The 22,909-nt window shown below is 72.7% G+C and carries 21 protein-coding genes; 7 read left to right on the top strand and 14 right to left on the bottom strand.

Annotated features, from left to right (window positions below; genetic code table 11):
* Nucleotides 1-137: 137 nt before the first annotated feature.
* Nucleotides 138-887 carry an aspartate/glutamate racemase family protein gene (locus tag LQ222_RS18155; protein ID WP_230168252.1) on the bottom strand — a complete coding sequence of 250 codons (750 nt, stop codon included), beginning with the start codon at nucleotides 885-887 and terminating at the stop codon, nucleotides 138-140.
* A gap of 91 nt (nucleotides 888-978) precedes the next feature.
* Between LQ222_RS18155 and LQ222_RS18150 the strand changes: the two genes are divergently transcribed.
* Together LQ222_RS18150 and LQ222_RS18145 are read left to right on the top strand one after the other, a co-directional pair.
* Entirely contained in the window at nucleotides 979-1,968 is a 990-nt protein-coding gene (locus tag LQ222_RS18150) for a tripartite tricarboxylate transporter substrate binding protein (RefSeq protein WP_230168251.1), read from the top strand.
* A 52-nt stretch (nucleotides 1,969-2,020) separates the two neighbouring features.
* Nucleotides 2,021-2,896, top strand: coding sequence for a PHB depolymerase family esterase (locus LQ222_RS18145; RefSeq protein ID WP_230168250.1), 876 nt, complete (start codon nucleotides 2,021-2,023; stop codon nucleotides 2,894-2,896).
* A 9-nt stretch (nucleotides 2,897-2,905) separates the two neighbouring features.
* On the opposite strand, the gene LQ222_RS18140 is transcribed toward LQ222_RS18145, so the two are convergent.
* From LQ222_RS18140 to LQ222_RS18110, 7 genes are all read right to left on the bottom strand, one after another.
* Nucleotides 2,906-4,633, bottom strand: a complete 1,728-nt coding sequence (locus tag LQ222_RS18140) for an ABC transporter ATP-binding protein/permease (RefSeq protein ID WP_230168249.1) — start codon at nucleotides 4,631-4,633, stop codon at nucleotides 2,906-2,908.
* Nucleotides 4,634-4,637: 4 nt separating this feature from the next.
* Nucleotides 4,638-5,075 (bottom strand): DUF1499 domain-containing protein, encoded by a 438-nt coding sequence (locus LQ222_RS18135; RefSeq protein ID WP_230168248.1) that lies wholly within the window; start codon nucleotides 5,073-5,075, stop codon nucleotides 4,638-4,640.
* Nucleotides 5,072-5,320: a DUF3253 domain-containing protein gene (locus LQ222_RS18130; RefSeq protein WP_230168247.1), complete on the bottom strand. Its 249-nt coding sequence runs from the start codon at nucleotides 5,318-5,320 to the stop codon at nucleotides 5,072-5,074. Before LQ222_RS18130 ends, LQ222_RS18135 begins: the two co-directional genes overlap by 4 nt.
* A complete protein-coding gene (locus tag LQ222_RS18125; RefSeq protein WP_230168246.1) occupies nucleotides 5,317-5,877 on the bottom strand; it encodes a pyridoxamine 5'-phosphate oxidase family protein in 561 nt (186 codons plus the stop codon). Before LQ222_RS18125 ends, LQ222_RS18130 begins: the two co-directional genes overlap by 4 nt.
* 85 nt (nucleotides 5,878-5,962) lie before the next feature.
* Nucleotides 5,963-6,715, bottom strand: a complete 753-nt coding sequence (locus tag LQ222_RS18120) for a DUF1194 domain-containing protein (RefSeq protein ID WP_230168245.1) — start codon at nucleotides 6,713-6,715, stop codon at nucleotides 5,963-5,965.
* A 598-nt stretch (nucleotides 6,716-7,313) separates the two neighbouring features.
* Nucleotides 7,314-7,886: a DUF924 family protein gene (locus tag LQ222_RS18115; protein WP_230168244.1), complete on the bottom strand. Its 573-nt coding sequence runs from the start codon at nucleotides 7,884-7,886 to the stop codon at nucleotides 7,314-7,316.
* Entirely contained in the window at nucleotides 7,883-10,795 is a 2,913-nt protein-coding gene (locus LQ222_RS18110; RefSeq protein WP_230168243.1) for an FAD-binding and (Fe-S)-binding domain-containing protein, read from the bottom strand. The genes LQ222_RS18115 and LQ222_RS18110 overlap by 4 nt, the downstream gene beginning before the upstream one ends.
* 197 nt (nucleotides 10,796-10,992) lie before the next feature.
* Between LQ222_RS18110 and LQ222_RS18105 the strand changes: the two genes are divergently transcribed.
* Together LQ222_RS18105 and LQ222_RS18100 are read left to right on the top strand one after the other, a co-directional pair.
* Nucleotides 10,993-11,919 carry a methyltransferase domain-containing protein gene (locus LQ222_RS18105; protein ID WP_230168242.1) on the top strand — a complete coding sequence of 309 codons (927 nt, stop codon included), beginning with the start codon at nucleotides 10,993-10,995 and terminating at the stop codon, nucleotides 11,917-11,919.
* Nucleotides 11,920-12,017: 98 nt separating this feature from the next.
* Nucleotides 12,018-13,202: an alanine--glyoxylate aminotransferase family protein gene (locus tag LQ222_RS18100; protein WP_230168241.1), complete on the top strand. Its 1,185-nt coding sequence runs from the start codon at nucleotides 12,018-12,020 to the stop codon at nucleotides 13,200-13,202.
* Between the two features lie 52 nt (nucleotides 13,203-13,254).
* On the opposite strand, the gene LQ222_RS18095 is transcribed toward LQ222_RS18100, so the two are convergent.
* Nucleotides 13,255-13,635, bottom strand: a complete 381-nt coding sequence (locus LQ222_RS18095) for a VOC family protein (protein ID WP_230168240.1) — start codon at nucleotides 13,633-13,635, stop codon at nucleotides 13,255-13,257.
* Between the two features lie 61 nt (nucleotides 13,636-13,696).
* Nucleotides 13,697-14,329: a DapH/DapD/GlmU-related protein gene (locus LQ222_RS18090; protein WP_230168239.1), complete on the bottom strand. Its 633-nt coding sequence runs from the start codon at nucleotides 14,327-14,329 to the stop codon at nucleotides 13,697-13,699.
* A 202-nt stretch (nucleotides 14,330-14,531) separates the two neighbouring features.
* Between LQ222_RS18090 and LQ222_RS18085 the strand changes: the two genes are divergently transcribed.
* Nucleotides 14,532-15,260 carry a glutathione binding-like protein gene (locus tag LQ222_RS18085; protein ID WP_230168238.1) on the top strand — a complete coding sequence of 243 codons (729 nt, stop codon included), beginning with the start codon at nucleotides 14,532-14,534 and terminating at the stop codon, nucleotides 15,258-15,260.
* A gap of 93 nt (nucleotides 15,261-15,353) precedes the next feature.
* Nucleotides 15,354-15,995: a VOC family protein gene (locus LQ222_RS18080; protein ID WP_230168237.1), complete on the top strand. Its 642-nt coding sequence runs from the start codon at nucleotides 15,354-15,356 to the stop codon at nucleotides 15,993-15,995.
* 101 nt (nucleotides 15,996-16,096) lie between these two features.
* Here LQ222_RS18080 and LQ222_RS18075 read toward each other — a convergent pair whose 3' ends face one another.
* Entirely contained in the window at nucleotides 16,097-16,696 is a 600-nt protein-coding gene (locus tag LQ222_RS18075; RefSeq protein WP_230168236.1) for a class I SAM-dependent methyltransferase, read from the bottom strand.
* Between the two features lie 107 nt (nucleotides 16,697-16,803).
* On the opposite strand from LQ222_RS18075, the gene LQ222_RS18070 reads away from it, so the two are divergent.
* A complete protein-coding gene (locus LQ222_RS18070; protein WP_230168235.1) occupies nucleotides 16,804-18,177 on the top strand; it encodes a PleD family two-component system response regulator in 1,374 nt (457 codons plus the stop codon).
* A gap of 210 nt (nucleotides 18,178-18,387) precedes the next feature.
* On the opposite strand, the gene rpmG is transcribed toward LQ222_RS18070, so the two are convergent.
* The 3 genes from rpmG to rnr form a co-directional block, all read right to left on the bottom strand.
* Nucleotides 18,388-18,555 (bottom strand): 50S ribosomal protein L33, encoded by a 168-nt coding sequence (rpmG, locus tag LQ222_RS18065; RefSeq protein WP_168041378.1) that lies wholly within the window; start codon nucleotides 18,553-18,555, stop codon nucleotides 18,388-18,390.
* Nucleotides 18,556-18,912: 357 nt separating this feature from the next.
* Nucleotides 18,913-20,433 carry a S41 family peptidase gene (locus tag LQ222_RS18060; RefSeq protein ID WP_230168282.1) on the bottom strand — a complete coding sequence of 507 codons (1,521 nt, stop codon included), beginning with the start codon at nucleotides 20,431-20,433 and terminating at the stop codon, nucleotides 18,913-18,915.
* 215 nt (nucleotides 20,434-20,648) lie between these two features.
* On the bottom strand, nucleotides 20,649-22,909 hold a 2,261-nt coding region (rnr, locus tag LQ222_RS18055; protein ID WP_374202173.1), incomplete at its 5' end, for a ribonuclease R.

Here is a 22,909-nt window from a genome sequence, read left to right as displayed (position 1 = left end):
CATCACCACCAGCGGATCGCGCAAGCGATCCGGGAGCGCGAGGCGCGACCGCGCCCAGGCCATCGGCGGCGTTCAGCGCACCAGTGCGGGGCACGAAGGCAAGCGGCCCGGACGGGCCGCGCCCGCCGTCCGAGGGCTCAGCCAAACCTCCTCGGCCGCAGCCCCGCGTGGAACCACGCGAGCATCGAATACACGTCATACACCGGCAGCCGCACCGCCTCCGCCAGCGCGGCGGCGTAGGGCGGCATGTTGGTGCATTCCAGCACGATCGCGCCGACCTGCGGATGCGCCGCCACCAGCGCGCGCCCGGCCTCCAGCACGTCCTGCTCGGCCAGCGCCACATCCAGCTCGGCCTTCTCCGCGCGGACCAGCACGCGGAAGAACTCCCGCCCGCCCTCCGTGCCCATGACCGGCGTGTCCGGCGCGGCGCCGACCGCCTCCAGATGCGCCGGCGTCAGCGAGGCCTTGCTCACCGTCACCACGCCCACCCGCTTGCCCGGTGGCAGGGTCGCCTGCACCCAGGGCAGCTGCAGCAGGGAGGATGTCGCGACCGGCACCCCCACCGCCGCCGCCAGCTCCCGCTGGAACAGGGACAGGAAGCCGCAGGTGGTGCTGATCGCCTCCGCCCCGAGCTCCACCAGCTCCTGCGCCGCCGCCACGAAATCCGGCAGCAGGCCGCGCGCGCCCTGCAGCACCACGCGGTCGGAGGTGGCGCCACGCACCACCTTGAACAGCACCGGGAAGGGCCAGGTCGCGGCATTGCCCATGTCGCCCGGAATGCGCGCGAAGCGCGTCTCCAGCATCAGGATGCCGACCGGCGCGCCATAGATGGACTTCCCGCCGCGCGCGATCCGCGCGAGGCTGGGGGCAATCGAGGGGGCGTTCATGGCCGGGAAGGCTAGGGCGGGATCGCGCGCGGCGGAAGCGGCGGCCGCCCCCCGGCCGTGGCGCCCGCGCAACCAGACGGAGACCGGGACCATGATGCGACGCACCTTCATCGCCGCGGCCATCGCCGCCGCCACCGCGCTGCCGGCGCTGGCCCAGGACGCTGCCTGGCCGAACCGGCCCATCACCATCATGGGCGGCTTCCCCAATGGCGCGGGCACCGACATCTACGCCCGCCGCCTGGCCGAACCGCTGTCGCGCGCGCTGGGGCAGACCGTCGTGGTGGACAACCGCACCGGCGCCGGCGGGAACATCGGCTCCGACCTGGTCGCGAAGGCGCGGCCGGACGGCTACACCTTCTACATGGGCACGGCGGGCACCCACGCGATCAACGCCGCGCTCTATCGCAGCCTGCCCTTCGACGTGGTGCGGGACTTCACCCCGGTGGTGCTGCTGGGCGACGTGCCCAACGTGCTGATCGTGAACCCCGAGAAGCGGCCGAACCTGAATTCCTGCCATGCGGTGCTGGCGGCGGCACGCGCGCGGCCGCAGGCGCTCTCCTATGGCTCGACCGGCAATGGCGCCTCCACCCACCTGGCCGGCGCGCAATTCGCCACGGCGGCCGGGCTCGACCTGCTGCACGTGCCCTTCCGCGGCCAGCCCGGCGCGATGGGCGCGCTGCTGTCGGGCGACATCGACCTGTTCTTCAACCAGACCGGCGCGGCGATGGGCCCGATCCGCCAGGGCCAGGTGCGCGCGCTGTTCGTGCTCACGCGCGAACGCCTGGCCGCGCTGCCCGACGTGCCGACGGTGGGCGAGGCCTGCGGCCTGCCGCCGATGGACACCTCGACCTGGTACGGCATCCTGGGCCCGGCCAACCTGCCGGCGCCGATCGTGGCGCGCATGAACGCCGAGGTGAACCGCATCATCGCCACGCCCGAATTCCGCGAATGGCTGGTGCAGAACCAGGGCGTCAGCCCGCCGGCGGCGCCGAACACGCCGGACCAGTTCCGCGAGACGCAGCGCGCCGACGTGGCGCGCTGGGCCGAGGTGGTGCGCCGCTCCGGCGCGACGGTGGATTGACCGCGATGGCGCCGTGCACCGCGCATCGCGCGGTCCGCCGGGTGGCGTGGCGATGATCCGCCTGCATCGCCGCGCCCTGCTTGCCGCGCCGCTCGCCCTGCCGGCGGCGGCACGGGCGCAGCCCATCGCCCCCGGCAGCGGCCGCATCGAGATCGCCGAACCCGCCGGCGCCACCGCCGCGCCGATGCCCGTCTGGTTCCACCGCCCGGCCGCCTGGACGCCCGGCGGCAAGGTCGGCGTCATCCTGCACGGCCTGCAGCGCGACGCCGACCGCTACCGCGACGAATGGCGTCCGCTCGCGGACCGCCACGGCTTCCTGCTGCTGGTCCCGGAATTCGGCCGCGAGAAATTCCCCGGCACGCGCTGGTACAATTTCGGCAACCTGCAGGACGACACCGGCCGCGCCACAGCGCCCGAGGCCTGGTCGTTCCACGCGCTCGACCGCGTGGTCGCCGCCGCCCAGCAGGCCGCGGGCAGCACGCGCCCCGGCTATGTGCTGTATGGCCATTCGGCCGGCGCGCAATTCGTCCACCGCTTCCTGCTGCTCACCGGCGCGCCGCGGGCCGAGGCGGTGGTGATCGCCAATAGCGGTTCCTACACCCTGCCGCGCTTCGACCGCCCCTTCGTGGAAGGCCTGGGCGGCACCGCGGCCGACGCTGGCGTGCTGCGCGCCGTCTTCGCGCGCCCGGTCATCCTGCAACTGGGCGAGGCCGACACCGACCCCAACCACGCCAGCCTGCCGCGCCAGCCCTGGGCGGTGGCGCAGGGCAGCCATCGCTTCGCCCGCGGCTGGCACTTCTTCGACACCGCCCGGCGCGCCGCGGCCGAGGCCGGCGCGCCCTTCGCCTGGCGCGTCGTCACCGTGCCCGGCGTCGGGCATTCCAATGCCGGCATGGCGGAAGCCGCCGCGCCGCTGCTGTTCGGCTGAACCGCGCCGTCAGGCTTGGATCAGCCTGCCACCCTCCAGCCGCAGCCCGCGGTCGTGGAAGCCCGCCACCGCCGGGCGATGCGCGATGGAGATGATCGCACTGCCCGGCAGCGCCGCCTTCAGCTTCGCATAGAGCCGCTCCTCGCCACCCGGATCGAGGCTCGCCGTCGCCTCATCGAGGAACAGCCAGTCCGGTTTCAGCAGCAATGCCCGCGCCAGCGCCAGCCGCTGCTGCTCGCCGCCCGACAGCCGCCGGTCCCAGGGTTCGCTCTCGTGCAGGCGGGGCGCGAGGTGCCCCAGCTCCGCCGCCTCCAGCGCCGCCGCCACGGCGTCATCGCTGAACCCGGCCTCGTCCTCCGGGTAGCAGACCGCGCGCTTCAGCGACCCGAGCGGGATATAGGGCCGCTGCGGCAGGAACAGCGCGCGCCCCGTCGCCGGCAGCGCGATCCGCCCCGACCCGAAGGGCCAGATGCCGGCGATGGCGCGGAACAGCGTGGATTTCCCCGAGCCCGAGGCGCCGGTCACCACCACGGATTCGCCCGGCGCCACCGCGGCCTCGCCGCCCGCCAGCAGCACCCGCCCATCGGGCAGAGACAGCGTCACGTCCTGCAGCGCCAGGCCCGGCGCATCGCCCGTCGCCGCCACCGGCCCGCCGCCCGCGGCGCGCGCGGCGGCCACCGCGCGGGTGAAGCCGGTCAGGCGTTCCACCGTCGCGCGCCATGCCGTCAGCCGCGCGTAATTCTCCACGAACCACGACAGCGAATCCTGCACCTGCGTGAAGGCGCTGCTGGTCTGGATCAGCCCGCCCAGCGGAATCCGCCCGGCGAAATACGCGGGTGCGGCCACCACGATCGGAAAGATGCTCGCCACCTGCTGGTAGCCCACGGTGAACAGCGTCAGCCGCTTGGTGGCCGACATGATGCCCCACCAATTCTCCATCAGCGCGCGGAAGCGTTGCGTCAGGCCGCGCTTCTCATCGGCCTCGCCGCCATGCAGCGCGATGCCTTCCACATTCTCGCGGAAGCGCACCAGGGCGTAGCGGAAATCCGCCTCGACCTTCTGCTGGTTGAAATTCAGCGCGATCAGCCGCCGCCCGATCAGATGCGCGAGCCAGGTGCCGAGCAGCGCATAGACCAGCGCCACCCACACCATGTAGCCCGGGATCGTCACGCCCAGCAGCGTCACCGGCCCCGACAGCGACCACAGCACCAGCACGAAGGAGAACAGCGTCACCACCGACCGCATCAGCCCGAGCCCGAGTGCGAGCGAATCCTCCACGAACAGCCGCGCATCCTCGGCGATGCGCTGGTCGGGGTTGTCGGTCACCGGGTCGGTCAGCGCCATGCGGTAATAGGCACGCTGATCCAGCCAGCGCGTCAGGTACACCTCGGTCAGCCAGCGCCGCCAGCGGATCTCGAGCGCCTGGCGCAGATACAGCGCATAGACCGCGATCAGGATATAGGCGAAGGCGACCACGGCGAAGGACGGCAGGAAGCCCTCGTCAGCGGTCGTGTGCCAGCTGAACAGAAGCGCCATGAAGGCCGCGGAATCCTTGGCTTCCAGCGCGTTGTAGAAGGCCCGCTGCCAGAAGGTCAGCACCACCGTCATGCCGACCAGCGACAGGTTCAGCACGACCACCGCGGCCAGCAGCCCGCGCGCGCGCCAGCGATCCTCGCTGGACCAATAGGGCCGCGCGAGCGCCCAGGCGTCGCGCAGGAAGGGGCCGATCGCGCGCATCGCCTTATCTCCGCAACCGGTTCTCGACATCAGCCAGCCAGGCCATCACCCGCGCACGGTTGGCGCCCAGGTCCGACCACCCCACCAGGCTGCGCGAATACAGCCACAATCCCGTCCCGCCGCCGGTCGGCGCCACGTCCGCCACCACGATGTCCGGGTAGTTCATCACCCGTGTGCGCGCCACCCATTGCGCCTGGCGGCGTTCCGGATACGCCGCCAGCGCGAAGACCCGCGGCTGCGCGGCCGCGACCGCGCGGATCGCCTCGAAGGCGGCCTCCGGCGTCACCGGGAACGGATCGCGCTGCAGGTGCCCCGCCCCCGGCGCGCTGGTCGGCGTCAGCAGGCAGGTATTGGGGGAGGGCGGCAGCACCAGCGTGGCGAAATCCACCGGCGCGGGCGCCGGCACGCCATGGGCGCCGCGCGAGAACAACAGCGAGATCATGGGCGTGCCCTCAGCCTGATGACGCCGCGGATCTCGGCGTGCGGATCCACCGGCTTTCCCTTGCGCAGGATATCGATCCGCCCCTCGCGCGCCAGCACCGCGGCCTCGTGCCGGATGCGCGGCATCAGCGGCTGCCAGCGCTCGGGCTCCAGCGCGCGCGCCACCTCCGACGGGCAGATCGACTTGTCGCAGCCCCGCGCGGCGGTCTGCGCCAGGATGGCGTCGCGGATCGCGGGCTCGCTCATGGCGCCACCCAGCCGGCCGAGAGCACCCCGGCCGGATCCCAGGCGAAGCGCGCCCGCCGATGGCCCTCCGCGGCCAGCTGCAGCCAGTCCAGCGCATCGATCCGCAGCGTGACCACGGCGAAGTGCGCCCGCCCGGCCTCGGTATCCCGTGGCGCGGGCGGCGGCGCCGGGACCGGCGCGCCCGGCCCCTGCGCGGTGGCATAGGTCGCGCGGCTGGTGGCTCGGCTCGCGGCCCAGGCCGCCTCGACCAGCGCGCCATCGACATGCAGCCGCGCCGCGCCGGCCAGGCGCAGCTGCACCTGGCGGCCGGCATCGTAGCCATGCAGCGCCACGCGGGGTTCGGCGGCGATCTCGGCGGCCTTGGGGCTGCGCCGGTCGGTATGCAGGCTGACCACCCGCGCCGCGCGGTCGAAGCGGCGCAGCACCACCGTGCGCAGGCTCGGCGCGCCATCCAGCGCGCGCGTCGCCAGGGTCGGGGTGTGGAAGGCGCTGCGCCGGTCGGCGGCACCCGCGGCAAGGCAATCGAAGGCGATCGCCAGGGCGTCGGAAGGGGTCATGGGGCCGGTATGGCGCGATCGGCGCAGGACGCAAGGGCGACGCGCCGGCCTGCCAGGGGGCGGCGGCCCCCTGGAGCGCCAGGCGTCAGGCGAAGGCGCGCTCCAGCAGCGGCCCAGGGGCGGTCGCGATCTCGCGGATGATCTTGCGGCGCACGGCACCCTGGAAGGCGCCGTAGCCCTCGGCCACCATCAGGAAGGCGCCGGGGCCGCCGATCACCTGGTCGCGGTAGTAGTCATCGACCGGCGGGATCCCCGCCAGCAGGGCCGAGGGCTGCGGCGTCCTGTCCAGCACCGCCAGCCCGTTCAGCACGATGCCCTGGGCCAGCGCGGCGTCCCGCGCGCCGGCCAGCGGCGGGCCGGAATTGTTCACCCCGTCGCCCGAGACATCGACCACCTGCCGCGTGCCGCTGAAGCGCGTGCCGAATTGCTGCGCCGCGAAGCTGATCGCGCCCGAGATCGAGGTGTACAGGTAGGTCTCGCGCGAGGCGCCATCGACCGCCGCGGCGAAGCGCGCGCAGCTCGCCGCGCCATCCAGCCGCATCCACGGCACCAGCACATGCTGGATGTTCCAGTCCGACCAGACGAACAGCGTGACGGCGATGGCGCCCAGCGGCCCGCCGGCGATCCCCTCGGCCAGGCGGGGGTCGCGGAAGGCGGCGGCGTAGCCGGCCATCTGCATCTCCATCTCCTCGGCATCGACGGAGCGCGAGACGTCCACCGCCAGCACCAGCTCGACATCCACCTCCTCGGTGGCATGGGCGCTGCGGGCGGCGATCAGGGCAGGGGCGGCGAGCCCGGCGGCGAGGACCGAACGACGGGACAGCAGGATGCGCGACATCAGGGAGCCTCCGTTGAGGCCGTGTGTCCGCTGCTCTCCGTCCCGGCGCCCTCGATGCCGAGGGTCGTGGCGCAACGATGCCGCAGGGCATTGTGCATCGCAACAAGAGAGTGAGTGATGCTGACCAAATCCGCCCGGTCGCGCAGTGGGACGCTGGATGGCGGCCGGTTTCCGGGTCAGGTCGGAGCAGGGAGCCGTGTGGCGGACACAGGGCGGGTGTTGACGGAGTTCCTATTATCTCGCCAGAAACACGCAATCAAGGAAAATAATCTTATGCTGCGCCGGCCGCTTGCCGCGCCGCAGCAGCAGCAGAGCCGCCACCGTCCACCCCCCCCCGCGATCGCGTCCGGCCGCACTGCGCCAAGGGCGCTGTCGCTCGCCCTGGCCCGCGCCGACGCCCCACGCGCGGCGTCACCTGAGCGGATGCCCCACGCGCGGCGTCACCCGAGCGGATGCCCCCCTGCACGCGGGATCCGCCCGCGTGTCCCGGTTCCGCGGTCCTGCCGCCATCGTTCCCGGCGCACCTGGCATTGCCTTCAGTGGCCTGCTGATCCGCTCCGTCCGGCCGCAAGGCGCGGCAAACGTCGCGGGCAGGCCCCTAGAACCCGCCCCCCGTCGCCAGCCACGCCTGCTCCGCCGGCGTGCTGTCCCGCCCCAGCACCGCGTTGCGGTGCGGAAACCGCCCGAACCGCCCGACCACCACGCGATGCCGCCAGGCATAGTCGATCGTGCCGGCAGGCTTCGCCATCCGCGCATCGTCGCGCAGCCCTTCGAACAGCGCGACCGACAGGTCCTGGTCGGCCATCGCTTCCGAATGCTCGAAGGGCAAATAGAGGAACACGCGCTCGGTGTGGCTCAGCGCCAGGTCGAAGCGATGCGCCAGCACCACCTCGCGCGCAATGTCGCGGGCATGCGGGTCGCTCGCGAAGGCCTCCGCGCTGCTGCGGAACAGGTTGCGCGGGAACTGGTCCAGCAGGATCAGCAGCGCCAGCGCGCTGTCGGGCTGCGCCGCCCAGTCATCCAGCGCGCCGTCCCGCGCCGCCACCACCGCCACGCCGAAGCGGTCGCGGATGGCGGCATCGAAGGCATCGTCGCGCTTGAACCAGGCCTCGCGAAACGTGTCGGGCCCGTCGGTGAACCAGAAGCCCAGGATATCGGCGGGGGTGGTCATGCCAGTGCCCTTTCCAGCAGGCGGACGGAATGCAGCGCCTCGCGCCCCGCCAGGTCCATGATCTGATGGCGGCAGGAGGTGCCGTCGGCGACGATGAAGGCCGCGGGTGCCGCGGCGCGCACCGCCGGCAGCAGCGACAGTTCCGCCATCGCCTTCGATGCGCCGAGCGTCTCCGCCTGGTAGCCGAAGGCGCCGGCCATGCCGCAGCAGGACGACGCGATGGGTGTCACGGTCAGCCCCGGGATCCGCCGCAGCAGCGCCACGGCCGGCGGGAAGGCGCCGAAGGCCTTCTGGTGGCAATGGCCATGGATATGCGCCTCGCCGTGCATCGCGCGCAGCGGCAGCACGGCCTTCTCGCGGTCGAGGAACTCGCTCAGCAGGAAGGCGCGCGCGGCCAGCGCGCGGGCCGCATCCCCCGGCGCCAGCGCGAGGAATTCATCGCGCAGCGTGGTGAGTGAGGACGGCTCGATCCCCACCACCGGCGCGCCGAAGGCCGACAGCGCCGCGATGCACCGCAGCGCCTCGGCCCGCGCCTGCCCGACCAGCCCGGCCGCCAGCAGCGTGCGCCCTTCATCCAGCGGGCGCGTGCCGCGCGCGGGCCGCGCCACCGCGGGGTCGTAGCCGGCGGCGCGCAGCACGCGGATCGCGGCGCGCAGGTTCTCCGGTTCGAAATACCGGTTGAAGGCGTCGGGCAGCAGGATCACCTCGCCCTCGCGCCCATCGGGCGCGCGCAGTTCGTGATCGTGGAAGGACGACCAGGACAGGCTGGGCAGCGAGCGTTCCGCCGCGATCCCGGTCGGCCCCTCCATCAGCCGCGCCAGGCCCGGCACCCAGTTGCGCGCATTGACCAGCGGCGGGAACAAGGAGGCCCAGCGCGCCCAGCGCGGCAGCGTCGCGACCATGCGTTCGCGCAGCCGCACGCCATGCACCGTCGCGCGCGCCGCCAGCACCTCGATCTTCATGCGCGCCATGTCGACGCCGGTGGGGCATTCGCGCTTGCAGCCCTTGCAGGAGACACACAGCTTCAGCGCCTCCGCCACCTCGTCGGAGGCCAGCGCGCCCGGCAACTGCCCGGTCAGCGCCAGGCGCAGCGTATTCGCCCGCCCGCGCGTGAGGTGCTGTTCGTCGCGCGTCGCGCGATAGGACGGGCACATCACATTGGCGTCGAACTTCCGGCAGGTGCCGTTGTTGTTGCACATCTCGACCGCGCTCAGCAGCCCGCCCAGCGGCCCCGGATACTCCGACCAGTCGAGCACCGGCGTGACCGCTTCATCCGCCGCATAGCCCGGCGCGTAGCGGAACAGGCTGCGGTCATCCATCTTCGGCGCGCGCACCACGCGGCCCGGATTCAGCAGCGCGGCAGGGTCGAAGGCGTCCTTCACTTCCTCGAACGCACGCGCGATCCGGGGGCCGAACATCGGCTCGTTGAATTCGGACCGCACGATGCCGTCGCCGTGTTCGCCGGAATGGCTGCCCTTGTATTCGCGCACCAGGGCGAAGCATTCCTCGGCGATGACGCGCATCTTCCGCACGTCCTCGCCGTCCTTCATGTTCAGCACCGGGCGCACATGCAGGCAGCCGACGCTCGCATGGGCATACCAGGTGCCCTTGGTGCCGTGCCTGGCGAAGACGTCATTCAGGCGTTCCGTGTAGTCGGCCAGATCCGGCAGCGCGACCGCGCAATCCTCGATGAACGACACCGGTTTCCCGTCGCCCTTCATCGACATCATGATGTTCAGCCCGGCCTCGCGCACCTCCGCGATCGCCGCCTGGAAGCCCGCATCGGTCGCGCGCACCACGGCATCCGGATAGCCCAGGTCGGCCATCATCTCCTCCAGCCGATCCAGCGCGGCCAGCAGCGGCGCATCCTCATGCCCGTGGAACTCGACGATCAGCAGCGAGTCCGGTTCGCCCTTCACCATGCGGTCGATCGTCGCGCGATAGATCGGGATCGACCGCCCCAGGTCGATCATCGTGCGGTCCACCAGCTCGACCGCCTCGGGGTCGAGCGTCACCAGATGCTGCGAGGCCGCCATGGCCGCGCGGAAGGTCGGGAACTGGCAGATGCCCAGGATCTTGCGCGGCTTGATCGGCCACAGCCTGAGATCCAGCGCGGCGGAGAAGGCCAGCGTCCCCTCCGACCCCACCAGCACGCGCGCCAGATTGCCGCGCCCTTCCGCGCGCGCCGCCGGCGTCAGGGATTCGATGTTGTAGCCGCCCACCCGCCGCAGCTGGTTGGGGAAGCGCGCGGCGATCTCCCCGGCCTCGCGCGCGCCCAGCGCGCGCAGGCGCTGGATCAGTTCCGCCGCCGGGGCAGGGACGTCGCCGCCCAGATTGTCCGGCATCTCGCCGAAGGTGAAGCGCGACCCGTCCGCCAGCAGCGCATCGATCGCCGTGACGTTGTCGGCCATCAGCCCGTAGCGGATCGACTTCGACCCGCAGGAATTGTTCCCCGCCATGCCGCCGATCGTGCAGCGCTGCCAGGTGGATGGATCGACCGGGAAGAACAGCCCATGCGGGCGCAGCGCATCGTTCAGCGCGCCCAGCGTGATGCCCGGCTGCACGCGGGCGGTGCGCGCGGCAGCATCCACCGCGATCACCTCGCGCAGGTACTTGGTGCAATCCATCACCAGGGCGCGGTTCACGGTCTGCCCGCATTGCGACGTGCCGCCGCCGCGCGCCAGCACCGGGATGCCTTCCTCGCGGCACAGCGTCATCGCCGCCTGCACGTCCTCGATCGACCGCGGCACCAGCACGCCATGGGGCATGACCTGGTAGATGCTGGCATCCGTCGCGTAGCGCCCGCGGTCGGCGGGGCCGAACAGCACCTCGCCGCGCGTCTCGCGCCGCAGGCGTTCGCCAAGCCGGCTGTCGGCCAGGCCGGGTCGGGTGGTGGTGGCAACGTTCATGCTGGAACCCCGGAATGACGGGCGGCGCGCGCGGACCGCCCGTTCCTGCGATGTAGCCGCCCGGCGCGGACAAGTCCGATGGATAGTTGTGATCGGTCGCACAAGCGCCGCTCATGGGACGGTACGTGGACAGAATGTCATTTGTAGCCGGATCGCGTAACGGCAAACGTCCGCGCGGTAGTTCCACGAGGTACGACATGCCCCGCAAGAGCCTCAAGGTCGGTCCGCTGCACGCGAGCCTCGCCGCCGGGCGTGACGGCGCCGAGGTGACGCTCGGCCTGGGCGGTGCCGCCTGGAACCGCTGGTACAAGGGCCTGGCCGACCGCCGCCGCGCCGCGCGCGATGTCGCCTGGAACGCCGCGGTGCCGCGCCTGCCCGCCGAGCCCGCCAACCCCGAGGCCGCCGCCCTGGCCGCGCGCGTCGCCTCCGTCGGCTGGTACCAGACCATCGACCTCGGCCATGGCGTCCTGACGCCGGGCGAATTCAACCACATCCCGCACCTGGCGAAGTACCGCCTGCCGGAGACCCTGGCCGGCAAGCGGGTGCTCGACATCGGCACCTTCGACGGCTTCTGGGCCTTCCAGTTCGAAAAGCGCGGCGCGGCGGAGGTGATGGCGCTGGACGTCGAGACCTTCGGCGACATCGACTTCCCGCCGAATGTGCGCGCCGGCATGGCGGACGACCTGCTGGCCACGCCGCTCGGCCGCGGCTTCGCCATCGCGCACGAGGCCCTGGGCTCGCGCGTGCAGCGGCGCACCGGCAGCGTCTATCGCCTCGATGCCGCCGAATGGGGGCGCTTCGACGTCAGCCATATCGGCAATGTGCTGGTGCATCTGCGCGACCCGGCGCTGGCGCTGCAGCGCATGCGCGCGGTGACCGAGGGCGTCGCGATCATCTCCGAGATGGTCGATCCCGACATCGACGGCCTCGGCGATGCGCCGCTGATGCGCTACATGGGCGGCCAGGTGAACTGCAACTGGTGGCGGTATTCCACCGCGTCGCTGCGGCAGCTCGCCCTCGATGCCGGCTTCGCGCGGGTCGAGGAAGTGGCCCGCTTCAACCTGCCGCTGCGCGACAGCGCGCGCGACCAGCGCCAGGTGGTGCTGCTGGCGCATACCGCCTGACGGCCGCATCGCGCCTGCTCATGGGCGCGACCAGCCGAACTCATTGGCGTCCGCCGCGGTCCTGCGCCATGTAGCGCGGGAAGCAGAGGAACCGCCCCATGGCCTATTTCCAGTCCAAGCCGACCGCCGGTCGCCACTTCCTGCAGATCCCGGGCCCCACCAACGTGCCCGACCGCGTGCTGCGCGCCATGGACAACCCCACCATGGACCATCGCGGCCCGGATTTCGGCCTGCTCGGCAAGCAGCTGCTGGAGAAGGTGCGCCACGTCTTCCAGACGCAGTCCCACGTCATCATCTACCCGGCCTCGGGCACCGGCGCCTGGGAAGCGGCGCTCGCGAACACGCTGTCGCCCGGCGACCGCGTGCTGATGTGCGAGACCGGCTGGTTCGCGCATCTGTGGCAGGAAATGTCGGGGCGCCTCGGCATCGTCACCGACCTGGTCAAGACCGACTGGCGCCGCGGCGCCGACGTGGCGCAGATCGAAGCGCGGCTGCGCGACGACAAGGCGCACGCGATCAAGGCGGTCTGCGTGGTGCACAACGAAACCAGCACCGGCTGCACGACGCGCGTGGATGAAGTCCGCCGCGCCATCGACGCCGCCGGCCACCCCGCGCTGCTGCTGGTCGACACCATCTCCTCGCTGGGGTCCATCGACTACCGGCACGACGAATGGGGCGTGGATGTCACCGTGGCCGGTTCGCAGAAGGGGCTGATGCTGCCGCCCGGCCTGTCGTTCAACGCGATCAGCGCCAAGGCGCTCAAGGCCAGCGAGACGGCGAAGCTGCCGCGGTCCTTCTGGGACTGGAAGCCGATGCTGGCCGCCAATGCCACCGGCTACTTCCCCTATACGCCGGCGACCAACCTGCTCTATGGCCTCGATGCCGCGGTCGACATGCTGCTGGAGGAAGGGCTGGAGAACGTCTTCGCCCGCCACGACCGCCACGCGGAAGCCACCCGTCGCGCCGTGCGCGCCTGGGGCTTCGAGATCCAGTGCGCCGAGCCGCGCCACTATTCCTCCGCGCTGACCGCCGTGCGCCTGCCCGAGGGCCATTCCGCCAACGCGCTGCGCGCGACCATCCTGGAACGCCACAACATGTCGCTCGGCAACGGCCTCGGGCAGTTGAACGACCGCGTGTTCCGCATCGGCCACCTCGGCGATTTCGGCGACCTGCAACTGGTCGGCACGCTGGGCGGGGTCGAGATGGGGCTGAAGGAGTCCGGCGTGCCCTACAAGCCCGGCGGCGTGCTCGCGGCAATGGACTACCTGTCGGGCAACGCCTGATCGCCCGGCCGCGGTCCGCCGGGCCATCGCCGGCGGGCCCCGGGCGGCGCGCTCAGAACAGCGCGGCCACCTTCGGGTCGTGGAAGCGCTGCACCTCGATCGCGTAGCCGGCCGGGTCCTCGAAGAAGAAGTGCTCGCAATAGGTGCCGCGCTGGATCGGGCTCAGCGCGGCGACCCCGGCGGCGTGCATCCGCGCGTGCCAGGCGGGGACATCCTCGGCCACGATGGTCAGCAGCACGGCGCTGCGCGGCTGGTGGCGCAGGTGCCCGCGCGTGCCGTCCACGATGCCGAAATACGACCGGCCGGCGACGCGGTAGATGCGCGCCATGCCCTGGTCGAGCACCAGCTCGAAGCCCAGTACGCTTTCGTAGAAGGCCGCGGCGGCGGCGAGGTCCTCGTAGTAGAAGAAGGTGATGGCGTAGTCGGCCGGCATGGCGTGCTCCCGTGGCGTCGCGCGCAGGATGCGATACGCGCCGCGCGCCCGGAAGCCCCGCTCAGCCGCGCTCCCAGCGGTCGCAGACCGCGGCCACGTCGTCGGACTGGAAATCCCCCAGCCGCTCCATGATCACCTCGAAGGGCCAGTCCCACCAGGCGATGCGCTGCAGTCGCGCGGCGATGCCGGGCGGGAAGCGGTCGCGGATCGGCCGGGCCGGCACGCCGCCGACGATCGTGTAGGGCGCCACGTCCTTCGCCACCACCGCGCCGGCCGCCAGCACCGCGCCGTCGCCGACCGTCACGCCGGCCAGCACGGTCACGCCATGGCCGATCCACACGTCATGCCCGATCGTCACGCGGTCGGCGCGGCGCTGCGCGAAGAAGCCCGCGTCGCGCGTCTTCGTCGCGTCGTAGTATTCCGGGCAATAGGTGAAGCGGTGCAGCGATGGGCGGTCCATCGGGTGGTTCGGCGGGCCGATCCGCACATGCGCGGCGATGGCGCAGAACCTGCCGATGGTCGCGTCCGAGACCTGGCAATCATGGCCGAGATACGAAAAATCCCCCAGCGTCGCGTATTCCATCGACGCCCGCTCCAGCACCTCGCAGCACCGCCCGATGGAGGCCTCGCGCAGGCGCACGCTCGGGTGGATCACGGTCTCGGCGATCTTGGGGCGGGCGGGCGGGTGGTCCATGGCGACGATCCGTGCTCGGGCGCACGAGATCAGGCGCGGCGCGGCGTGGCGTCAATGCGGATGGCCGGGCGCGCCATCCGCAGCCATCCCGCAACGCCACGCTTCGCCGCGGCGCCTGGCCCCGCCCTGTCGCGGAATGGTCACGCGGCTTGCACGCCCCGCGCGCCCTCGTCATCGTCATCGCAACCACGAGGACATGCCGATGCCCGACGCCGCGCCCATCGAGGTCTGGACCTGGCCCACCCCCAATGGCCACAAGGTGCACATCCTGCTCGAGGAACTGGCCGAGGCGGGGCAGGGCCTGCCCTGGCGCATCATCCCCGTGGCGATCGGCAAGGGGGAACAGTTCCGCCCCGAATTCCTCGCGATCACGCCCAACCACCGCATCCCCGCCATCGTCGACCCGGACGGCCCCGGCGGTGCGCCGCTGAGCCTGTTCGAGAGCGCGGCCATCCTGGTCTACCTGGCCGAGAAGGCGGGCTCGCCGCTGATCCCGGCCGACCCCGCCACGCGCTACACCTGCCTGCAATGGCTGATGTTCCAGATGGGCGGCGTCGGGCCGATGTTCGGGCAGTACGGCCATTTCGCGAACTACGCGGCGGAGAAACTGCCCTACGCCATCGAGCGCTACACCAATGAGGTCGCACGCCTGCACCGCGTGCTCGACAAGCGCCTGGCCGACAGCGCCTACCTGGCCGGCCCCGACTATTCCATCGCCGACATCGCGACCTTCCCCTGGATCCGCAATCCGGAACGCCGCGGCGTTGATCTCGGTCAATATCCGAACGTGGCGCGCTGGCACGATGCCATCGCCGCCCGCCCGGCCGTGCAACGCGGCATCGAGGTGCTGGCGGAGAACCAGCGCCGCGGCACCATGACCGATGCCGAGCGCGAGATCATGTTCGGCAAGACCCAGTTCGCGGCACGCTAGACGTTCGCTTTTTTTCCGCCGCAGGACATCCGCCAGGCCGCTCGGCCGACCGGATACCGCGCCGCCCGCCAACCGAGAGGAACGCCAGGACCCATGGCCGAGATCGACCACATCGTCATCGGTGCCCGCACGCTCGACGAAGGCGCGCGCTACATCGAGGAACTGCTCGGCGTGAAGCCGTCCAAGGGCGGGGCCCATCCGGGTGTCGGCACCCACAACATGCTGCTGGGAATGGGGGCGCAGTGCTACCTGGAGGTCATCGCCCCCGACCCCGCGCAGCCCGACCCGCCGCATCCGCGGCCCTTCGACCTCGATGACCCGTCGCTGCGGACCATGCTGGAGGCCGAGCCGCGGCTGATCGCCTATGTCGCCTCCACCCCCGCGCTGGATGCGGTGATCGCGCGGCTGGGCGCCTCCCATGCCGGGGAGATCAAGGCCATGACGCGCGGCAACTTCGCCTGGCGCATGGCCTTCCCCCCGCAGCGCCAGGACATGGACAACCTGATCCCGCCGCTGATCCAGTGGGATGGCGAACGCGCCGCCAAGCATATCCGTGACAGCGGCTGGCGCCTGGTGTCGCTGGAGGCCGAGCACCCCGACGCCATGGCGCTGCGCGGCGCCCTGACCGACCGCGGCCTGGCGGATGCCGTCAAGGTCCGCCAGAGCCCCCATCCGCGCATGGTGGTGCAGCTGCGCCACCGCGACGGGCGCGAGGTCACGATGACGAGCGCGTGATCGCGCGGCTTCAGGCCGCGGCAACCTTCCGTCGATGCATGACCTGTAGCATGGTCATGCGGCGCGCCCTGCCGCGCCGCATGAGGAGTGGGATGCGCGATTCACCCGGCAGGCCGGTACCGCCAGACGCTCGCCGGGGGCAGGTTGAGCGGCGTCCAGGCCTCGCGCCGGGCCGTCAGCCCCAGCGCGCGCCAGGGCAAGGGCGAGGTGATGCAATAGGTGTACAGCAGGAAGCCACGGCCGGGCGCGACCGCCTCGACCGCCGCCACGAAGCGCCGCTGCTGGTCGATCGGCAGCAGCACCAGCGGAATGCCGCAGATCGCCGTGCCGATTCGCCCGCGCAGCGCCGCCGGCAGCGCATCCGGCAGCGCGAAGGCGTCGCCCTGCACCACGGTCACGCCGGGGAAGGCGCGGGCCAGGTGCTGCGCCATGTCGGGCACGATCTCGACCACCACCAGGCGTTCGGCCGGCACGCCGCCGGCCAGCAGGGCGCGGGTGATCGCACCGGTGCCGGCACCCAGTTCCACCACCACCTCGTCGCCACGGCGTTCGACCAGGGCGGCGATGCGCCGGCCCAGCGCCGGCGAGGACGGCACGACCGAACCCATCTGCAGCGGATTGGCCATCCAGCGGCGCAGGAACAGCCCGACGCCGCCATTGCGCTTCGCAGCGCCGCCATCCTCGATGGTGAGTCCCGACATCGCATTCTCCGTGACAAAATGATGACGTTTCAACGAGTTATCATCGCCCTGTCGCTGATAGGACGCGGCCGCGCCCCCGGCCAGTTACCGTTCCATGGCGCCGCCGCATGACCGCGCGGGTCCTGGTGGTCGATGACGTGCCGGCCAATCTGCGGCTGCTCGAAGCCAAGCTGCGCGCCGAGTACTTCGAGGTCGCGCTCGCCGCCTCGGGGCCGGAGGCGCTGGCGCTCGCCACCGCCTGGGCGCCCGACGTCATCCTGCTCGACATCATGATGCCCGGGATGGACGGCTACGAGGTCTGCCGGCGGCTCAAGGCGCAGCCCGCCACGGCGCATATCCCGGTGGTGATGGTCACCGCCCTGACCGAGCAGCCCGAGCGCGTGCGCGGCCTGCAGGCGGGCGCCGACGACTTCATCTCGAAGCCGGTCGACACCGCCCTGCTGTTCGCCCGGCTGCGCGCGCTGCTGCGCGTGAAGCAGGTGCTGGACGCCTGGCGCATCCGCGGCGAGACCGCCCGCGACATGGGCTTCGACGCCACCGAGATCCCGGAGGAAGGCTTCGTCGGCGCCCGCCTGCTGCTGGCCGGCGGCCAGGCCGCCGAGGCCGAGGCGGTCGGTGCCGCGCTGGCCGCCGACGGCATCCTGCTGGACCACGCGCCCGACGAAGCCGCCGCCTGGGAACGCCTGCAGGACGAGATGCACGACCTGGCGCTGCTCAGCCTGCCGCTGGCCGGCGGGGATGCGCTGCGCCTGGCGTCGCGCATGCGCGCGCGCAGCGAAAGCCGCGACATGCCCCTGGTGCTGCTGGCCGCCGAGGACCAGCGCCAGGCGGTGCTGCGCGCCTTCGACCTCGGCGCCTCCGACCACGTGATGCGCCCGGTCGATGCGCCGGAACTGCGTGCGCGGGTGCGCAACCAGCTGCGCCGCCGCCGCTACCAGGAATTGCTGCGCGAAAGCCTGGACCGGTCGCTCGAACTGGCGGTGACCGATGCGCTGACCGGGCTGCGCAACCGGCGCTACGTGCGCCGGCACCTCGATGGCCTGCTGCGCAGCGGTTCGTCGGTCGCGGTGCTGCTGCTGGATGTGGACCGCTTCAAGCCGCTCAACGACCGCCATGGCCATGCCGCGGGCGACGTCGCGCTGAAGGTGGTGGCCGACACGCTGCGCGAACACCTGCGCGCGGTCGATGTGGTGGCCCGCTACGGCGGCGAGGAATTCATGGTGGTGATGGCCAGCGCCGGCGAGGAGGAGGCCGGCGCGGTCGCCGAGCGCCTGCGCGCCGCGATCGCCGATCGCCCGATCGTGCTGCCCGGGCTGGTGCTGGCGCTGACGGTCAGCATCGGCACCGCCATCACCCGTGGCGCGACCAGCGCCGACCGGCTGGTCGCGGCCGCCGATGCCGCGCTGTACCGCGCGAAGGAAGGTGGGCGGAACCGCGTGGAGCCCGCATCGGCCGCGGATTGGAGCACGCTGCCGGAATAGCGGCGATCCCGGTCACGGGGCCCCTCGCGGCCGGGCGGCGATCTTGTCCAACGCCATGGCCCGCAGGCGTCATGGCGATCGCGCGAAGCCGCCGCGACACCGGCCCAGCCTGGCGGCCGGGTGACCCTGGCGCCCGCAACGGGCCGTCCATGCGAATCGAAAACTGGGCGCCGGGACGGGCCGGCGCCTGCGGGGCGCGCCCCGCGCAGCCTACTTGATCTTCGCTTCGCGGAAGACGACGTGCTTGCGCGCCACCGGATCGTACTTCTTCTTCTCCATCTTGGAGGTCATCGTCCGGGTATTCTTCTTCGTCACGTAGAAATAGCCGGTATCGGCGCTGCTCACGAGACGAATGAGGATGGTGTTCGACTTGGCCATGGGTCCACTGCTCCGGGGCCCGCGGGCGAAGCCGCCCCGGGCGCGAGGGGCCGCAACCTAGCGATCGACGCGGCCGCGTCAAGGGAAACGCGGCCGGGACCCGCGCAATCCGCGCCGCCAGCCGCCCTGCCGATCACACCGCGCGCCACCCCCGCCCACGCGGCGCGATCGCGCCCGACCGTCAGGCGCCGCCGGCGCATCCGTGCCCGCCATACAGGCACCGATGCCGCCCGCCCCTCGGCTGGAGGCCGGCCGGGACCGCCGGCGCCGGCCGCCGGACACCGCCGGGATGGCCGGCGCGATGCGGTGGACGGCCCCTGGGCGGCATCCCCGCGGCCCCCGGCGCCGGACAACGCCTCATCGCGCCAAGGCCGCCGCCAGCGCCGGCTGGTCCAGCGCCAGCGCCCGCGCCACCGCCACATCCCCCTCCCGCGCATCGCCCGCCGGGCACAGGGCGCGGATCGCCTCCGCCTCGGCCATCGGCACGGGGTGGCGCAGCGCCCGCTGGCGGGCCTGCGCCGGGCCCATCGGCCGCGCGCCGGCGCGCAGCGCCGCCAGGTTGCGCGCCGCCGCCTCCGCCCCGCCCGCCGTGCACAGGCCGGGCAGCACGCCCACCCCCTGCAACGGCCAGCCGGCCGGCATCACCAGCCGCGACCAGGACATCAGCAATTCCCCGCCATCGGGCAGCGGCACCACCAGCTGCACCAGCCCCTTGCCGGTGGTGCCGGTGCCCAGCACCGCGGCGCGACCGCGATCGCCCAGGCTCGCCGCCAGGATCTCGGCCGATGACGCGGTGCGCCCATCCACCAGCACCACCAGCGGCAGCCCCTCGGCCATGTCGGGCCGGCCGGTGGCATAGATGCGGCTGGCCTCGGGGTGGCGGCCGATGGTGCGGAACGCCTCGCCATCGCCCAGGAACACGTCGGCCACCGCCGCCGCCTGGGCCAGCAGCCCGCCGCGATTGCCCCGCAGGTCCAGCAGGATGGCGCGCAGCGGGCGTTCCGCCGTGGCGGTCAGCACCGCGGCCGAGACCTGGCGCTCGGTCTGCGCCGTGAAGGACGGGATCCGCAGCACCAGCACATCGTCGATCCGCTCGCTCGCGACAGGGCTGCCGATCGGCAGGCTGCGGGTGACCGCCACCGTGCGCCGGCGGCGGCGCTCGCCCTCGACCAGCAGGGTCACGGTGGTGCCGGCGGGGCCTTCCAGCAGCCCGGCCGCCACGCCCGCATCGCGGCGGCGCAGCACGATGCCGTCGATCGCCAGCACGCGCTCGCCCAGGCTCAGCCCGGCCGCCGCGGCGGGGCCATCCGGGTTGAGCGCCACGATCACCGCGCCGGCGCCCGGGCGCGAGGGTGCCAGGCGCAGGCCCAGCCCCGCCTCGCCGATGCGCCGCTCGCGCGCCGCCTGGGCTTCCTCGGGCGTCACGTAGCGGCTGAACGGGTCGAGGTGGACGAAGACCGCCTCGAAGCTCGCGGCGATCAGCCGCGGCGCGCCGGCGCTGCGCAGCGCCGGCGATGCCGCCCAGGCGGCCTGCTGGAACAGCGTGAGGGCATCGGCCGCCGCGCCGCCGGTCGCCGCCGGGCCTTCATTGACCGAGGCGACGGGCACCGGGCGCGCCAGCAGGCGGCGCTCGCCGGCGAACAGCGTCACCTCGCGCGGCGTGCGCACCGCGCGCAGCGTCGGGTCGATCTGCACCAGCCCGGCCAGGCCCCAGGCCAGCAGGTCGGCGGGCGTGGCGGCCTCCAGGTGGCGCTCCAGGATGGCGGCGAAGCCGGCACCGAGCACCAGGCGCATCTCGTCGCGCGGATAGGGTGCATTGCGGACGGCCTCCTGCGCCACCACCACGCCCGGCAGCAGCAGCAGCAGCACGGCCAGCATGAGCACACGGGCGGAATGCCCGGCGGCCGGCCGCGGCGCTGGCGCGCCGGCGCGCAGGCCGCGTGCCGGGCCGGCGTCCAGGCCCCGGTCGGCCAAGCCGGCGCCGGCCCGCGCGCGTACCGGGCCCACTGTTGCGGCAGGCTGGCGTGGCGGGGCGGGGGCGGGCCTGTCGCGGTCGCCGGACGTCGCCGGCCGGCGCGATCTGGAAGGGGGCGTCAGCGCCGCGCCTGCGGGCGCCCCTTGCCGGCCGGCCGCTTGCGCCCGCTGCCGGGGATGCCCTGCAGGATGTGGAACACCATGCCGCCGGTGCGCGGCGTCGCCTCGGCGAGTCGCGCCTCCACCGCCTGTCCCAGCGCGAAGGTCAGTCGCGTCCTGCGACCGGCCAGCGTCTGCGTGGCCTCGTCCAAGTCCCATCGATCGTCCGGCAGGGATCCGAGCGGGACAATTCCGCTCGCTCCGTTGGCCTCCAGGGTGACGAACAGGCCGAAGCGAGTCACGCCGGAAATGCGTGCGTCGAACGACTCTCCGACACGCCCGGCCATGAAGGCCGCCAGGTAGCGGTCCACCGCGTCGCGCTCGGCCGCGGCGGCGCGGCGCTCGGTGCTGGTGATGTGCTCGGCGGTGTCGGGGAAGCGCGCCGCCTCGCTCTCCTGCATCCCGTCGGGCCCAAGCTTCAACCCGCGGATCAGCGCGCGATGCACCAGCAGGTCGGCATAGCGGCGGATCGGGCTTGTGAAATGCGCGTAGCGCGGCAGCGCCAGGCCGAAATGGCCGAGGTTGTCGGGCGCATAGGCGGCCTGCGACTGGCCGCGCAGCACGGCCTCGTTGACCAGGCGTTCCTGCGGGTTGCCGCGCACCTTCTCCAGCACCCGGGCGAAGTCGCGCGGGTGCAGGCGGTCGGATGGCGGCAGCGTGATGTCGAAGGTGGCCAGGAACTGCCGCAGCCCCTCCAGCTTCTGGTCGGACGGCCGGTCGTGCACGCGGTACATGCAGGGCTGGGACAGGCGTTCCAGCTCCTCGGCCGCGCAGACATTGGCGGCGACCATGAATTCCTCGATCAGCCGGTGCGAATCGAGGCGCGCGCGGGGCGCGACCTCGGCGACGCGGCCGTGGCTGTCGAGCACCACCTTGCGTTCCGGCACATCGAGGTCGAGCGTGCCGCGCGCGATGCGCGCGCCCAGCAGCGCGCGGAAGGCGCCATACAGGCGCCCGACATGGCCCTCGGGCAGCGTATCGGCCGGCGAGGGCGCGGCGGGGGCGGCGCCGGGTGCCGGCGCATCGGCGGCCGCCTGCACCTGTTCATAGGTCAGCCGCGCGACCGACCGCATGATGCCGCGCCCGAAGGCGTGCGACTGCTTGCGGCCCTGCGCGTCGAAGCGCATCTCGACGAACAGGCAGCCGCGGTCCTCATGCGGGCGCAGCGAGCACCAGCCGTTCGACAGCGCCTCGGGCAGCATGGGCACGACGCGGTCGGGGAAATAGACCGAATTGCCGCGCGCCCAGGCCTCGCGGTCCAGCGGCGAATTGGGCGTGACGTAATGCGCGACATCCGCGATGGCCACCAGGATGCGCCAGCCGTCCCCATCGGGTTCGGCGAAGACCGCGTCGTCGAAGTCGCGCGCGTCCTCGCCGTCGATGGTGACCAGCGGGATGTCGCGCAGGTCCGTGCGGTGCTGCGCGCTGACGCCGACGGCGCGTTCGGCCTGCTGCACCGCCTCGGCCGGGAACACGTCAGGGATGCCATGGGCGTGGATGCAGACCAGCGAGACCGACCGCGGCTCGCCCATGACACCCAGGCGTTCGACGATGCGCGCCGGCTTGGCGCCGAAATGCCGGGTCGAGGGCAGCGGTTCCGCCAGCACGATCTCGCCGGGCCTGGCACCGCCTTCCTCGCCGCGCGGCACTTCCCAGGTGCCTTTCTGGCGGCGGTCGGTCGGGATGATGCGGCCTTCCTCGAACACCCCCAGGATGCGCGCGGGCGGCGCGCCGGCGATCCGCTTGAAGGTGCGCCCTTCATACTTGCCCGGCCCGATCGGCCTGAGCCGCGCGAGCACCCTTTCGCCGGCCGTGAGCGCCCGTTGCCCGCGCGGTTCGGCGTGCATGTAGATGATCGGCGGGCGGCCTTCGCCCTGCCATTGCAGCGGCCGCGCGATGGGGTCGCCATCGGGGTCGGTGCCGGTGATCTCGACCGGCGCGATCTCGGGCAGGTTGCCCGGCGCGATGATGGCGCGCTTGCCCGCCTGGGTGGCGCCGCCCTCGGCCGAGAGCTCACGCATCAGGGCGCGCAGCTCCTGCCGCTGGTCCGGCCACAGGCCGAAATGGCGTGCGATGTCGGACTTGCCGACGCGGCCGCGCGCCTGGGCCAGGAAGGCGCGCAGCTCGGCCTTGGTGGGCAGGGGCGGGGGTTCGGCCGGGCGCGCGGCGGCGCGGCGGCGGGCGGCGGCGGCGGGGCGTGCGACGGCGCGCGGTTCGGCGG

Source organism: Roseomonas sp. CECT 9278 (assembly GCF_918698155.1).
In the GTDB taxonomy this organism is placed as follows: domain Bacteria; phylum Pseudomonadota; class Alphaproteobacteria; order Acetobacterales; family Acetobacteraceae; genus Neoroseomonas.
The sequence above is the reverse complement of the archived record's forward strand: the minus strand, read 5'-3'. Positions and strand labels throughout refer to the sequence as shown.

What these genes read in the sequence shown, in the direction of transcription:
- LQ222_RS18155 (WP_230168252.1), bottom strand. Translation starts at nt 887, where the DNA reads ATGAACGCCCCCTCGATTGCCCCCAGCCTCGCGCGGATCGCGCGCGGC.
- LQ222_RS18150 (WP_230168251.1), top strand. Translation starts at nt 979, where the DNA reads ATGATGCGACGCACCTTCATCGCCGCGGCCATCGCCGCCGCCACCGCG.
- LQ222_RS18080 (WP_230168237.1), top strand. Translation starts at nt 15,354, where the DNA reads ATGGCCGAGATCGACCACATCGTCATCGGTGCCCGCACGCTCGACGAA.
- LQ222_RS18060 (WP_230168282.1), bottom strand. Translation starts at nt 20,433, where the DNA reads ATGCTGGCCGTGCTGCTGCTGCTGCTGCCGGGCGTGGTGGTGGCGCAG.
- LQ222_RS18125 (WP_230168246.1), bottom strand. Translation starts at nt 5,877, where the DNA reads ATGACCCCTTCCGACGCCCTGGCGATCGCCTTCGATTGCCTTGCCGCG.
- LQ222_RS18085 (WP_230168238.1), top strand. Translation starts at nt 14,532, where the DNA reads ATGCCCGACGCCGCGCCCATCGAGGTCTGGACCTGGCCCACCCCCAAT.
- LQ222_RS18095 (WP_230168240.1), bottom strand. Translation starts at nt 13,635, where the DNA reads ATGCCGGCCGACTACGCCATCACCTTCTTCTACTACGAGGACCTCGCC.
- LQ222_RS18120 (WP_230168245.1), bottom strand. Translation starts at nt 6,715, where the DNA reads ATGTCGCGCATCCTGCTGTCCCGTCGTTCGGTCCTCGCCGCCGGGCTC.
- rpmG (WP_168041378.1), bottom strand. Translation starts at nt 18,555, where the DNA reads ATGGCCAAGTCGAACACCATCCTCATTCGTCTCGTGAGCAGCGCCGAT.
- LQ222_RS18110 (WP_230168243.1), bottom strand. Translation starts at nt 10,795, where the DNA reads ATGAACGTTGCCACCACCACCCGACCCGGCCTGGCCGACAGCCGGCTT.
- LQ222_RS18075 (WP_230168236.1), bottom strand. Translation starts at nt 16,696, where the DNA reads ATGTCGGGACTCACCATCGAGGATGGCGGCGCTGCGAAGCGCAATGGC.
- LQ222_RS18105 (WP_230168242.1), top strand. Translation starts at nt 10,993, where the DNA reads ATGCCCCGCAAGAGCCTCAAGGTCGGTCCGCTGCACGCGAGCCTCGCC.
- LQ222_RS18070 (WP_230168235.1), top strand. Translation starts at nt 16,804, where the DNA reads ATGACCGCGCGGGTCCTGGTGGTCGATGACGTGCCGGCCAATCTGCGG.
- LQ222_RS18100 (WP_230168241.1), top strand. Translation starts at nt 12,018, where the DNA reads ATGGCCTATTTCCAGTCCAAGCCGACCGCCGGTCGCCACTTCCTGCAG.
- LQ222_RS18090 (WP_230168239.1), bottom strand. Translation starts at nt 14,329, where the DNA reads ATGGACCACCCGCCCGCCCGCCCCAAGATCGCCGAGACCGTGATCCAC.
- LQ222_RS18145 (WP_230168250.1), top strand. Translation starts at nt 2,021, where the DNA reads ATGATCCGCCTGCATCGCCGCGCCCTGCTTGCCGCGCCGCTCGCCCTG.
- LQ222_RS18115 (WP_230168244.1), bottom strand. Translation starts at nt 7,886, where the DNA reads ATGACCACCCCCGCCGATATCCTGGGCTTCTGGTTCACCGACGGGCCC.
- LQ222_RS18135 (WP_230168248.1), bottom strand. Translation starts at nt 5,075, where the DNA reads ATGATCTCGCTGTTGTTCTCGCGCGGCGCCCATGGCGTGCCGGCGCCC.
- LQ222_RS18140 (WP_230168249.1), bottom strand. Translation starts at nt 4,633, where the DNA reads ATGCGCGCGATCGGCCCCTTCCTGCGCGACGCCTGGGCGCTCGCGCGG.
- LQ222_RS18130 (WP_230168247.1), bottom strand. Translation starts at nt 5,320, where the DNA reads ATGAGCGAGCCCGCGATCCGCGACGCCATCCTGGCGCAGACCGCCGCG.